Below are 13,120 nucleotides of genomic sequence, written 5' to 3' on the forward strand. Positions count from 1 at the left end.
TTGCTACAAGGCAGAACATTACTCCGATTTGTATATTTTTTAATCATGCACGGCAACTAACAACGCCAAGTCTGTGGTTTATTTAAAAAAACTGCCTCGCACGGATATGCCCGCGTTTACTTATTGCCATACACGGGTAATATGTACACCGGCTGATTCCACGTTCTCGTGGAGCTGCTTTATGGAAAGTCCACCTTAAGGGGAAACCTATGAACACTGCTCTGAAAATCTCTGCTGTCGCCCTGGCTGCTCTGCTGGCCGCTGGTTGCAGCAGCTCCAAAGAAGTTGAATCCCGTCTGACTGCAAACGAAGACGCTACCGCTCGCGCACAAGCTCGCGCTGACGAAGCCTACCGCAAGGCTGACGAGGCTCTGGCTGCTGCTCAGAAAGCCCAGCAGACTGCTGACGAGGCTAACGAGCGCGCTATGCGTATGCTGGAAAAAGCCAGCAAGAAGTAATAGCCCGCAAGGCTATCTCTTCAAGCCGACCCAGCAATGGGTCGGCTTTTTTATTGCTCGCGACTTGCCCGGATGCACAAGGGGATACTGCCGCAAGCCCATGCAGCAGTAAGGGAAAGGCTGCCTAGAACTGCAGCAACGAATGATCGGTGCTGGCCAGGCTGGTAGGTGGCACCGCAATTTCAACAGGCAAGCCATCTTCACCAGCAACCACTTCGCGCACCACTTCCCAGTCAAGTTGATAACCGCTGGAAACATCTTCGCGCTTGAGCAGCGAGTTGATCACCGCCGTGTGCTTGTCGACCACCGAAGGTTCGCCCTGATCATCCAGCGGTGCGTGCGCCTCCAGATATACCCGACCCTGGCTCACGCCAAACTTGTAGGGCTCGTTCATGATCCGCACAGTGGTTCCTACCGGAGCCATCTTGGCCAGCTCGAGAACATTCTCGTTGAGCATGCGGAAACAGCCATGGCTGACACGCATGCCGATGCCGAATTTCTTGTTCGAGCCGTGAATCAGGTAACCGGTGGTACCCAGATTGAACTTGAACGGGCCGAGCGGATTATCCGGGCCAGCCGGCACCACCATCGGCAGCGGATCGCCCTCGGCAGCATGTTCTTCGCGGATCGATTTGGGCGGATACCAGGCTGGATTCGGCGTCTTGCCGACAATCGTGGTGGTCGCAACCGGCGACCCCCAACCTTCACGACCGATCCCCAGAGGATAGGTGTGTACGACATTCTCGCCCTTGGGGAAGAAGTACATGCGGTACTCGGCAAGGTTGATCACGATCCCTTCGCGCGGCCCTGGCGGCAGAATGAAGCGGGTGGGCAAAATGATGTCCACGCCCTCACCGGGCAACCATGGGTCCACTCCCGGGTTGGCCGCGACCATTTCCAGATAGCCCAGATCATTGGCCTTGCCGATATCGGCAAAGGTGTCTTCATACTTGGCCTTTACCACCCGAATCTCGCCAATGATGTCCTCACCCGGCGGCGGTAGCGGAAAAGTCAGTGCCGTTGCCGGGCCTGCAAGGCACATGGCGACCAGCGAAACAGAGCGGGCTATTGCAGAAACACGGCACAACATCCAGAAAGTCCTTTGCGTCATCGCACACTAAAATGGTCAATTATTGTACACCGAGTCGGGTACAGACAGGAAACTCAAGCACTTGCCACTCTAGTACTGTCCCTGCTTCTGCAGTTGCAACACCTTCAGACACTCAAGGCACAGGCGCTGGTCCTTCAACTGGGCACGGCCAACCGGCAACAGCAGCGGCTGGGCCGGCAACAAACCACCGCACAAGGTGCGATCGGCATGCTGGCCCAGCTCGAGTTGTCGTGCCAGCAAATGCACGCGCACTTCGCGGCAAGCGAACAGATCCAGCTGGTCGTCCGGCTCAATAAGCAGATAAGCGTGCAATGACCAGGCAGGGCGCGGCATGCGGGGCTCCAAAAAGGCACGCCACCTTAGCTGAAAGGGAAACGCCGGAAAAGCCTCACAACAAGGGTTTCAGCGCCGGCCAGACATTCTCCAGCAACCGCGGTTGAGCCTGTGCGTTTGGATGTATGCCATCGGCCTGCATCAACTGGGGCTGCCCGCCGACCCCTTCGAGGAAAAACGCTACCAGTGGCACCTGGTCACCTGCGGCCAGGTCGGTATAGACCCGCGCAAACGCCTGTGTGTAGCGGACACCGTAATTGGGCGGCAGATGCATGCCAAGCAACAGGACCCGGGCACCCTGCTCGCGCGCGCCGGAAACCATCGCCGCAAGATTCTGTTGCAATTGCTGCGGAGGCTGCCCGCGCAGGCCATCGTTGCCCCCCAACTCAATGATCACCAGCTCCGGCCGATGCTCTGCAAGCAGCGCCGGCAGCCGCGCCAAGCCTCCCGAGCTGGTATCACCACTGATTGATGCATTGACCACCCGATAGTCGAAATTCTCCTGCTGCAGACGTTCCTCCAGCAGGGCGACCCAGCCCTGGCGTGTATCCAGCCCAAAACCGGCGCTGATACTATCGCCCACAACCAGTAAGGTAGCGCCCAGCGCCGGCTGGGCCAGCAACAGCAGCAGCAGGCAACGGGCCAACAACCACATTCTCATCGGACTCTCCATGAACGCCAGCATTCTCAACGTGCAGAACCTTAGCAAAGTGGTTCCCAGCGCGGAAGGCGAGTTAAGCATACTTGACCGGATTGATTTCGACCTTGCACGCGGTGCCAGCCTGGCCATTGTCGGCAGCTCAGGCTCCGGCAAATCCACCCTGCTTGGCTTGCTGGCCGGGCTGGATCTGCCCAGCAGTGGTGAAATCAGCCTGGCGGGCCATGCCCTGACTCGACTGGATGAAGATCAGCGCGCCCGTGTGCGGGCAGAACATGTCGGGTTCGTGTTCCAGTCATTCCAGCTGCTCGACAGCCTCAATGCGCTGGAGAACGTCATGCTCCCGCTGGAACTGGAAGGCCGCAAGGATGCCGGCCAGCGCGCACGCCACCTGCTGGAGCGCGTCGGCCTTGGTCAACGCCTGACGCACTACCCGCGCCAGCTATCGGGCGGCGAGCAACAGCGCGTGGCCATTGCCCGCGCCTTTGCCGCCGAACCGGACGTACTGTTCGCCGACGAGCCTACCGGTAACCTCGACAGCCATACTGGCGAACGTATCAGTGACCTGCTGTTCCAACTCAATCAGGAGCGCGGCACCACACTGGTACTGGTCACCCACGATGCGCGCCTGGCCGCACGCTGCCAGCGCCAGATTCGTCTTGAGGGCGGCCAGCTGGTTGCCCAGGCGAGTTCCTGATGATCCAACTCTCACTGCGTGGCCTGCTGCCACTGGCGTTCCGGCAACTGCGCCGCGACTCTCGCTCCGGCGAACTGCGCGTGCTGTTCTTTGCCCTGCTGGTCGCGGTCTCGGCCAGTACAGCCATCAGTTACCTTGGTGCACGGTTGAACGGTGCCATGCTGGTGCGTGCCAGTGAGTTTCTTGGCGCCGACCTGCGGCTGAACGGCTCGTCGCCGGCGACCAGCGAACAAATCGCCAGCGGCAAGCAACTGGGGCTGCAACATGCCCGGTTGGTGGAATTTTCCAGCGTCATCGCCACCGACGATGGCATTCAGCTGAGCAGCATCAAGGCAGTCGACTCGGCTTATCCGCTGCGCGGCGCACTGAAAAGTGCAGCCGCGCCCTATGCCGAAGAAAGCCCCGGTGGTGGCCCGCGACCCGGCGAGGCATGGGTTGAACTGCGCCTGCTCAGCGCACTCGACCTGAGCATCGGCGACAGCGTCGACGTTGGCCAGAAAACGCTGCGCCTGACCCGTGTGCTGACCTATGAGCCTGACCGTGCCGGCGACTTTTACAGCCTCACACCGCGCCTGCTGATCAACCTTGCCGACCTGGAGGCCACCGGCGTGGTGCAGCCTGGCAGCCGGGTCAAGTACAGCGAACTCTGGCGTGGCTCGGCGGAGCAGATTGCAGCCTTCCGCGAGCGCGTCAAGCCGGGAATGGCGCCGCATCAACAACTGCTCGGCGCGCAGGATGGCAACCAGCAGATTGGCGGGGCACTCGGTCGCGCCGAACGCTACCTGAACCTGGCCAGCCTGGCGGCAATCCTGCTCGCCGGCGTCGCGGTAGCCTTGTCGGCCAGCCGCTTTGCGCAGCGCCGCTTCGATGCCAGCGCACTGCTGCGCTGCCTGGGCCTGAGCCGCAGGGAAGTCATGCAACTGTTCAGCCTGCAACTGGCAATTCTCGGGCTGCTGGCCTGCACCGTCGGCGCGCTGCTCGGCTGGCTGGCGCAACTGGGCCTGTTCCAGTTGCTCGGTGGCTTGCTGCCACAGGAAATACCAGGCGGCGGACCCTGGCCGATGCTGGCTGGCATCGCCACCGGGCTGGTTGCCCTGGCCGGTTTTGCATTGCCGCCACTGGCGGCTCTTGGCCGGGTTCCACCGCTGCGGGTGTTACAGCGTGATCTGCTTCCGCTGCCGGCCAGCGGCTGGCTGGTGTATGGCGCCGCCCTGCTGGCACTGGGGCTGATCATGTGGCGCCTGAGCCTCGACCTGAAATTGACCCTGAGCCTGCTGGGCGGTGGACTGATTGCGGCACTCTTGCTCGGCAGCCTGCTGCTGCTATCCCTGAAAGGTTTGCACCGGCTGCTGGCCGGAGCCTCCCTGCCCTGGCGCCTCGGACTGGGGCAACTGCTGCGTCACCCGCTGAATGCTGCCGGACAGTCGCTGGCTTTCGGCCTGATCCTGTTGTGCATGGCGCTGATTGCCTTGCTGCGTGGCGAGTTGCTGGATACCTGGCAGAACCAGCTGCCCGACAACGCACCCAATTACTTTGCCATGAATGTACTGCCCGCCGACAAGGATGCCTTCGCCGCCAGGCTGCAAATGCTCTCGGCCGTCCCTGCTCCACTGTATCCGATGATTCAGGGGCGTCTGGTGCAGATCAATGGCCAACCGGTGAAGAAACTGGTCAGCAAGGAGTCGTCCGGAGAGCGCGCCATCCAGCGTGACCTGAGCCTGACCTGGGCAGCCGACCTGCCCAGCGACAACCGCCTGGTTGCCGGCAAGTGGTGGCGCGGGCCAGTAGCGGGCGAGACCATTGCCGAAGTATCGGTTGAGTCCCGGCTGGCGGAAAACCTGCAACTGGAACTCGGTGATCAGCTGACGTTCAACATTGGCGGCCTCGAACTCGAGGCACGTGTCAGCAGCCTGCGCGAAGTCGACTGGGACAACCTCAAGCCAAACTTCTACATGATCTTCGCGCCCGGCGCCCTCGCCGAACTGCCGACCACCTATCTCACCAGCTTCTTCTTGCCGCCACACACCGAGCGCGAACTGGTGGCTCTGGCACGGGCGTTTCCGGCCGTCACTCTGCTGCAAGTGGATGCCATCCTCACGCAGTTGCGCAGCATTCTCGCGCAGGTCAGCCTGGCCGTTGAGTTTGTCCTGCTGTTTGTCCTGGCTGCGGGGATCAGCGTGTTGTTTGCCGGCCTGCAGTCAACGCTGGATGAACGCATCCGCCAGGGCGCGTTGTTGCGTACCCTGGGCGCCGAGCGCGGTTTGCTGATGCGCGTGCGCTGGGCCGAGTTCGGCCTGCTGGGCGCCGCCAGCGGCGTGCTGGCCGCGGTCGGTTGCGAGCTGATCAGCGCGCTGCTGTATAACCTGGTCTTCGACCTGCGCTGGCAGCCGCACCCCTGGTTGTTGCTGCTGCCAGTTGCGGGGGCACTGCTGGTCGGTGCTGCCGGCGTCCTTGGTACGCGAAAATCGCTGAACGCCAGCCCACTGATCGTTTTGCGTGAAGCCTGAAAGGACAGCTCTGCCATGAGTCGCTACCGCCCCCCGCGCAGCGCCGGTACCGCACTGATCACCCCGGAGGGCGAAGCACGCCTGCGTGCCGAACTGCATGAGCTATGGCATGTGCGCCGCCCGCAGGTTACCCAGTCGGTCAGTGAAGCAGCAGCCCAGGGTGATCGCTCGGAGAACGCCGAGTACACCTATGGCAAGAAGATGCTGCGCGAGATCGACGGGCGCGTGCGCTTCCTGACCAAGCGTCTGGAAAGCCTGCAAGTCGTCGAACAGCGCCCCGCCGATACCGGCAAGGTCTACTTCGGCGCCTGGGTTACTTTGGAGGACGACGATGGCGAACAGGTGCGCTACCGCCTGGTCGGTCCGGACGAACTCGACCTGAAGAGCGGGCTGATCAGCATCGACTCGCCGCTGGCGCGTGCGCTGATCGGTAAAGCGCTTGATGCAGAAATTCGCGTGCAAACACCCACCGGCGAACAATGCTGGTATCTGGTGGCGATCGAATATCCCTGAGCGCTCAGCGCCTGGCCTGTGGCCGGGTAATCAGCCCTTGCCGGGCAATCCGCACCAGGTCGTGCACCAAACTGGTTAGCTCGTTGGCCGGCACCGCCTGAACCACGGCCAGATCGAAACTGTCAGTGGCCAGACTGGAGAGCAAAGCCGGTTGCTGCAGGCTCTCTATGAGCAACTGGCGATTGCTGTTGTGCTTCGACCAGCCCTCCATGTAGCGCAAAAGCCCAGCCGCCTGATTTGCACACAGCAGAATTCGCGGGCTGCCAGAAGTCATTCCGGTGGTTATGGGTGCCAGTCGACACAAGGGTTGGGGGCAAATCATCGAGGCTGCTCTCCGGCTCGTCAGTCCCACTGGATAGCGGTGAACTGCGACACCGAACCAGCGCTTTAGCGGTATTTCGAGACCGATGGACAGTCTCAGGCGCCCCGCAAGTAGCTGTTTAAATCGGCGCATTCGCAACATGTTAATGGTTCGAGCGCCCCCTGCTCAACCGGCAAGCGCGGGAAAGTGACCAGCATCGACAGATCATCTGTGGGTGAAAGCCGCACAAATGCCTGTCGACATCGACTTAATTCACCACCCAGGCCGAATCCACTCGCCTGCCGCAGTGCTTTTGCCTGGCTGGAGGGCTAGAATCTTCACAGTTCATTCTCTCAAGGTAGCCCCGCAATGTCCTTTGCCGAACAGCTGTCCCGCCTGCAAGCCTTTCTCGATGCTGACGACCTGCATGAGGAAGCGCTGGACTACGTGGCCACTCACGGCTACCTGACAGCGCTGTCGATCTGCCCCGAACAGGTACCTTCGCGCGAATGGATCGATGCGCTGTTTGCCGAACCGCCGCACTACCGCAGCGATGTTGAGCGCGACGAGGTTGAGGCTACCCTGCTGCAACTCAAGGAACACATCGCCCGCCAGCTGGCCAGCGATGAAGAGCCGGAAATGCCCTGTGACCTGGATCTGGGCGAAGAGCCGGACGATTCAGAGTTACGCGGCTGGTGCATCGGCTTCATGGAAGGGGTTTTCCTGCGCGAAGCCGTGTGGTTCGAGAATGCTGAAGACGAAGTCAGCGAACTGTTGCTGCCGATCATGGTTGGCTCGGGGCTGTTCGACGAACAGGCTGAATTTGCCGATATCGCCAGTGATCCCGACCTGATGGACAGCATGATCGAACAGATTCCGGAACTGCTCACTGCCCTGTTCCTGCTGTTCAACTCACCGGACGAAAAGCCGGCATTGCTCAAGCCGCGGCATCACTGAACATCAGTCCGCGAAGGGCTTCTGGCCAAAGCTGGACGAGTTGCACCCCGCAGTCAGTTTTAGCCATCGCCGAGCTGGAATCCCTCCAACCTGAACTGCACCTGTACGCCTGAGCTTTCGACTTCAAGGACTCCCGCCAAGCACACAAGCGCAAGCTGGACGCAAATCCTCCTAACAGCCCAGATAACGGAGATAACTAATGTGGCTTAGGAAAACCACACTAGCATTCCTCGCCACCGTGCAGCCGCTCAGGCTGTCGCTAGTTGTCGGGCTGTTTTTAACCCTGCTCAGCGGTATTCCCAGCATCTGGGCAAATTCCGACGCCTGGGACTTCAAACAGGTAATGCTCAACGCCGAAAAGAAATACGGCCCGCTGGGTATCCTTACCCGCGACAAGATCAGCAGCTGGGAGGAATTGATCAACACCAGCGAGGATCTCAGCGAGACCGCCAAACTCAAAGCGGTAAACAATTTCTTCAATCGGCAGTACCGCTTTCTCGACGACATTCACAATTGGCAGCAGAAGGACTACTGGGCCACCCCCATCGAGGCCACGGTCAAGGGTGCCGCTGATTGCGAAGACTATTCCATCTCCAAGTACTTCACCCTGCGCCGGCTGGGCATTCCCAGCGCCAAGCTGCGCATCACTTACGTCAAGGCACTCACCTACAACCAGGCACACATGGTTCTGGCTTACTACTCGACGCCGACGGCCGAACCCCTGGTTCTGGATAATCTCATCCCGGAGATACGCCCTGCTTCGCAACGCCGCGACCTGCTGCCGGTGTATGCCTTCAATGCCGAGGGGCTGTTCATTCCCGGCAAGAAAAGTGGCGACAGCAAGCGATTGTCGCGCTGGCAGGATGTTCTGAAAAAAATGCGTCTGGAAGGTTTCGCCGTAGGCGATGGTTAGGAGAAAAAAATGTCATTGCTCAAACAGCTGTTTCTGGCGATCTGCCTGCTGATCGTGATTGCCTTCACCGGCAGCTTCATCAGTGGCGTTGAAAGCTCTCGCGAGCAGGCCCTCAATCAATTGCGCTCCCATGCCCAGGACTCGGCAACGGCGCTCGGGCTCTCGATGAGCCCGCATGTCGATGATCCGGCGATGATTGAACTGATGGTCAGCTCGATCTTTGACAGTGGCTACTTCGACACCATCCGGGTTGTAAGCATTGCTGACGAATCCGTCATCGTGGAGCGAAAATCCGATGGCATCAGCAAACAGACAAACGTACCCGCCTGGTTCGTCAGCATCGTGGCTCTCCAGCCGGAATGGGGCGACGCCCTGCTGATGCGCGGCTGGGAGCAAGTCGCGCGTGTCGAAGTTCTCAGCGACCCGCAGTTCCTGATCGCCAAGCTCTGGGACAGCGCCATCGCCAGCCTTCTGTGGCTGCTGCTGTGTGGGGTACTTAGCGCCCTGCTGGGCGGATGGCTGTTGCGCACCCAGCTGCGCCCGCTGGACAAGATGGTCGATCAGGCCGAAGCCATCAGCCGCCGCGAATTCCTTCCGGCACAACATATTCCACGCACGCCCGAACTGCGTCGGGTCGTCCAGGCAATGAACCTGATGGTCGAAAAGCTCAGGACCCTGTTTGCCGAAGAAGCTGCGCGCAGTGAAAAACTGCGCATCGAAGCCTATCAAGACAACCTCACCGGATTGGCCAACCGCAGGCTGCTGGATATCCGCCTGAGCGAGCAACTGGCGATCTCCGAAAACAACGCTTCCGGATATCTGCTGTTCATGCATCTGGCTGATCTCGCTGCACTCAACCTCAAATTGGGCGGACAGAAAACCGATGCGTTGATCAAGTCCATGGGGGAGGTAATCAAACAACAACTGCAGAAGCCCGATCGCAGCAGATGGCTGGGCTCGCGCAGCCGTGCAGGCGAATTCACCATGGTTGCACCCGGCCTTAATGGCCAGGATGCCGATCAACTCGCCAGCGCACTGATCGATGCCGTACAGCAACTGCCGGAAGCAAAAGAAAGCGGGATGACTCCGATTGCCTACATCGGCATTGGTGCCTTCACTCCGGGCGAATCGCCTGCCGTGGTATTTGGCCGGACCGACCAGGCGCTGGCCGAAGCACAAGGCACCCCCGGCAAAACCTGGGCACGAAAGGATGACTCTTCTGCACAAATCGGCAATAGCGTCCAGGACTGGCGCGACTGGATTGATGATGCCCTGCGCCAGGGCAAGCTCAAACTGCTGTTCCAGCCAGTTGTGGCTTGCGCGGACACCAGCAAGATCATGCACCGCAAGGTTCTCGCCCGGCTTGTCGACCCGCAAGGTGCTGCCATCGCCGCCGGCCAGTTTCTGCCATGGATCGAGCGCCTTGGCTGGTCCGCGCGGCTGGATATGGCCATGCTGGAAAAGGCCATCAAACACCTGCGCAAACACCCACAACCGCTGGCTTTGAGCCTCTCCGGGCAAACCCTGCGTGACGCAGAAAGCCAGGCCAGTCTCCTGCAGATACTGCGCAACAATCCAAGAAGGGACGGACTGCTGACGCTGGAACTGGATGAACGCCATCTGCCTCCTGCCGTACAGCTGGAGCAACTCAGCCAGGCCGTGCGCGCCGCCGGTTACAACCTCGGCCTGCAGCATTTTGGCGGCAACTTCGGCCTGATAGACAATCTGACCAATCTGGGGCTGGCTTACCTGAAGATCGATGGCAGCTACATCCGGGCCATCGATCAGGAGGCTGACAAACGCACCTTTATCGAAGCCATTTACCGCGCAACCAACAGCATCGATATGCCGCTGATTGCCGAGATGGTCGAGACAGAGGGCGAGTTGGCCGTTCTTGCACAGATCGGTATCGAGGGCGCCATGGGACGCTTGATTGGCCCACCTGCTCCGCGAAGCGAGTAACCTCCACAGCACTTGCGTTGGCAGATCAAGTACAAGCAGCGCCCTGTTGCAGGTACTTTATTGCTTGCAGACACAAGCTCGCGGGGAACCCGGTCCACCTGCTCAACGATCTGTACGTGCGCAGTACTGCCCCCATGCGCTTCATGACCTTGATGAAACTTTGCACAAACAAAAACGCCGCCAACCTTTCGGGTGGCGGCGCCTTCCTCCTTCTTGCAAGTATCAGACGACCTTTAACGCACCGTCATCCAGCATGCTGACTATGATCTCGTAATCAGAGCCCCCGAAGGGAGCCAGATCGACACCAGCCAATTCTATGGATTGAGTGAAATCACCAGTATCCACCGTGATGACGCTGTCGGGACCAGTTGTGAAGCTAAGGTAACTATCCAACGTGCTCGCTATAGCCTCATTGTCAGCCAGCCCACCAAGGTCCGGGAGACCGTCGATTCCAGCTAGCAACTGCGACAGATCCAGAACGTCCTGACCTCCCCCGACTCCCACGGGATTATCAAAGTCTTGAACGACATCACTGCCATGATCACCTGAATTCCAGATAAAGGTGTCGTCGCCGTCACCACCAGTCAGCAAGTCATCCCCGTGCCCGCCGATCAGGAGGTCATCTCCTAAGCCGCCGATCAGGGTGTCATCTGCGCCATTACCAACCAGAACCACACCGCTGTCACCATCAACACCATCGATATCAGCCGAAACCACATCATCAGGATCGAGCATGGTAACCGTCAGGTAGTTATCCAGCACATTCGTGTCACCGTCCTGATCAGTTACCGACAGCTCGAAGTTAAGCGCCAGATCCTCGACCGTCACCTCCTGATCGTAGGTAATGTCATTGACGTTGAACTTCAGCGATCCGTCGTCATGATCGATCCGCAGGTCCGTAAACGTGCTATCCGTGTACAGGAAGTACGTGTCGGTAGCAGCATCAAAGTACGACTGCCCTACCATATCCGGGTCGACTATCACCGTGATCCATGCATCTCCGTCTGCAGGTTTTGCAATAGTAAGCGGCGTATCCGGATCTAGGTCATCGGGATTGAAATCAAAGGCAACACCATCCAGTGTCACCAGCAGCAACGCCGTTCCAGCACCGGCGAACTGCTGCAAGCTGAAGCGGACGTAGTTCTGCTCCTTGGTAAAGTGCAGGTTCATCCACTCGCCACTTTCAATCGTCGGAGTACCAACACCGATACCGTTGTTTGAGGCGTTGACCTGATCGCTGGTCAACACCCCGGTTCCGCCGGAAATCCTCAGTGAAAGATCAGCCGTGGCAACATCATCGGTCGGACCAAATGCACCGAAGTCTTCACCACTCACCGTGGTAGTGGAAATCACCGTGTTCGAAATCATGTCGAACGTATAGGTGCCGTCCGGATTCACGGTGAGCGTGAAGAACTCACTGGTCAGATCCTCACTGCCAAAGGCGCTGAACAGGACACTGCCATTGCCTCCATCCGATACTGCACTGGTGGTGCTGGTGAAATAGAAGCTGAACATCACGTCACCAGACCCGTCGTCATTGGTCACATCAACCCTTGTGACCGATGGATCATCAGTAGGAACCTGCACAAACAATACCGTTGTATCGCCATAGGTACCGCCCGCAGCCAGCGCAGCTGAAAGGAAGTCCAATCCATCTGCCCCGAAGCTGGCGTCATACAGACCGTTGAAGCTGATAGTGGCAGCGCTGGATATAACAGCATCCATGACCGAAAGGAATTGCGGGCCGTCATCGGCAAAACGTACATTGCCACCCAGATCGATCGTCTCCGAATCGCTGTACTGATCGTTGTCACCATCAGTAACCGTCACTGTGGCCGTCAGACTCACCAGATTCGATCCGAGCACCGCAAACTGATCATCATAAGGTGCGCTCGTGTCGTTGTTGTCCTCATGATCAATTTCCTGATATTGCGACAACCTCACCTCACCAGTAGCACTCACCTCCAGCGAGAACACCACCGAACTATCAATCGCCACGGGTGCGACAGCCGAGGTCGACCCCACCACCGTGCCATTCGCCAACTCATACAGGTAGATCGGGTCGCCATTGCTTACCAGAGTCGAATCAACCCCAGGGCTGGCTACGCTCAGGTCATAACTCCACGCCGTGTCACCGGCACCATCCGCGCCGAAACTGGAGCTCGCGATGCCGAACACGCCACTGAAGTTAGCAGTGGATACCGCAATATCCGTATCAGTACCTATCGTTTCTGCATCCTGCGTCGTCAGCAGCACATTGGCTTCAGTGGTCGCCGAGACCGACACACTTGGCAGGTCATCGTCGAAGCTCAGGTTACCGCCCAGATCCAGACTGACCGTGGTGGTGACCTGGTCATTGTCACCGTCGGTCACCGTGGCCGTCGCGCTCAAGCTCACCAGGTCATCAGGCAGCGGGATGTTGGCGTTGTCGTTGCTGGTATCGAGGCTCTCCGGCAGGTGATCCAGCTCGGCGTATTGGGTCAACGTGACCTCGCCGGTCTCATCCACGCTGATGCGGAATACCGCACCGTCCTCGGTACTACCCACCACATCGTTGCCATCCATCGACAAGCTGATCGCCTTGCCATCACTGGTCAGGTCGGTCACGGCCTGATCAATCGTCAGCGTGTAACCACTGAGCACGGTAGAGCCCGCACCATCCGCACCATAGGTCGGCGTTACCGCCGCCAGCATGGCCGCTGCAAAGCTG

Annotated in this window: 12 protein-coding genes; 7 read left to right on the forward strand and 5 right to left on the reverse strand. The window is 59.3% G+C overall.

Features of this window, described 5'->3' with window-relative positions:
• Positions 1 to 209 precede the first annotated feature (209 nt).
• Positions 210 to 458, forward strand: coding sequence for an Lpp/OprI family alanine-zipper lipoprotein (locus ISX93_RS12295; RefSeq protein WP_195779008.1), 249 nt, complete (start codon positions 210 to 212; stop codon positions 456 to 458).
• A 124-nt stretch (positions 459 to 582) separates the two neighbouring features.
• Here ISX93_RS12295 and ISX93_RS12300 read toward each other — a convergent pair whose 3' ends face one another.
• The 3 genes from ISX93_RS12300 to ISX93_RS12310 form a co-directional block, all read right to left on the reverse strand.
• Entirely contained in the window at positions 583 to 1,548 is a 966-nt protein-coding gene (locus ISX93_RS12300; protein WP_195779009.1) for a L,D-transpeptidase family protein, read from the reverse strand.
• Positions 1,549 to 1,638: 90 nt separating this feature from the next.
• Positions 1,639 to 1,902, reverse strand: coding sequence for a hypothetical protein (locus ISX93_RS12305; protein ID WP_195779010.1), 264 nt, complete (start codon positions 1,900 to 1,902; stop codon positions 1,639 to 1,641).
• 55 nt (positions 1,903 to 1,957) lie between these two features.
• Positions 1,958 to 2,563 (reverse strand): arylesterase, encoded by a 606-nt coding sequence (locus tag ISX93_RS12310; RefSeq protein WP_195779011.1) that lies wholly within the window; start codon positions 2,561 to 2,563, stop codon positions 1,958 to 1,960.
• 10 nt (positions 2,564 to 2,573) lie between these two features.
• On the opposite strand from ISX93_RS12310, the gene ISX93_RS12315 reads away from it, so the two are divergent.
• Genes ISX93_RS12315 through greB form a run of 3 tightly spaced genes read left to right on the forward strand, consistent with a single transcriptional unit; the run spans position 2,574 to position 6,277 of the window.
• Positions 2,574 to 3,257: an ABC transporter ATP-binding protein gene (locus ISX93_RS12315; RefSeq protein WP_195779012.1), complete on the forward strand. Its 684-nt coding sequence runs from the start codon at positions 2,574 to 2,576 to the stop codon at positions 3,255 to 3,257.
• On the forward strand, positions 3,257 to 5,764 hold the full coding sequence (locus ISX93_RS12320) for an ABC transporter permease (protein WP_195779013.1): 2,508 nt from the start codon (positions 3,257 to 3,259) through the stop codon (positions 5,762 to 5,764). The genes ISX93_RS12315 and ISX93_RS12320 overlap by 1 nt, the downstream gene beginning before the upstream one ends.
• Before the next feature lie 15 nt (positions 5,765 to 5,779).
• Positions 5,780 to 6,277 (forward strand): transcription elongation factor GreB, encoded by a 498-nt coding sequence (greB, locus tag ISX93_RS12325; protein ID WP_195779014.1) that lies wholly within the window; start codon positions 5,780 to 5,782, stop codon positions 6,275 to 6,277.
• 4 nt (positions 6,278 to 6,281) lie between these two features.
• On the opposite strand, the gene ISX93_RS12330 is transcribed toward greB, so the two are convergent.
• Positions 6,282 to 6,497, reverse strand: coding sequence for a hypothetical protein (locus ISX93_RS12330; RefSeq protein WP_229732181.1), 216 nt, complete (start codon positions 6,495 to 6,497; stop codon positions 6,282 to 6,284).
• 450 nt (positions 6,498 to 6,947) lie between these two features.
• Here ISX93_RS12330 and ISX93_RS12335 point away from each other — a divergent pair, with 450 nt between their 5' ends.
• The 3 genes from ISX93_RS12335 to ISX93_RS12345 all read left to right on the forward strand — a co-directional run bounded on the left by ISX93_RS12335 (position 6,948) and on the right by ISX93_RS12345 (position 10,410).
• Entirely contained in the window at positions 6,948 to 7,535 is a 588-nt protein-coding gene (locus ISX93_RS12335; protein ID WP_195779015.1) for a UPF0149 family protein, read from the forward strand.
• Positions 7,536 to 7,734: 199 nt separating this feature from the next.
• Positions 7,735 to 8,448, forward strand: a complete 714-nt coding sequence (locus ISX93_RS12340; RefSeq protein WP_195779016.1) for a transglutaminase-like cysteine peptidase — start codon at positions 7,735 to 7,737, stop codon at positions 8,446 to 8,448.
• Between the two features lie 9 nt (positions 8,449 to 8,457).
• Positions 8,458 to 10,410 carry a bifunctional diguanylate cyclase/phosphodiesterase gene (locus tag ISX93_RS12345; RefSeq protein WP_195779017.1) on the forward strand — a complete coding sequence of 651 codons (1,953 nt, stop codon included), beginning with the start codon at positions 8,458 to 8,460 and terminating at the stop codon, positions 10,408 to 10,410.
• A 222-nt stretch (positions 10,411 to 10,632) separates the two neighbouring features.
• Here ISX93_RS12345 and ISX93_RS12350 read toward each other — a convergent pair.
• Positions 10,633 to 13,120, reverse strand: a 2,488-nt coding sequence (locus tag ISX93_RS12350; RefSeq protein ID WP_229732182.1) for a DUF5801 repeats-in-toxin domain-containing protein, incomplete at its 5' end; no start/stop codon positions are given.

Origin of the sequence: Pseudomonas sp. N040, assembly GCF_015637705.1 — a bacterium.
In the GTDB taxonomy this organism is placed as follows: domain Bacteria; phylum Pseudomonadota; class Gammaproteobacteria; order Pseudomonadales; family Pseudomonadaceae; genus Aquipseudomonas.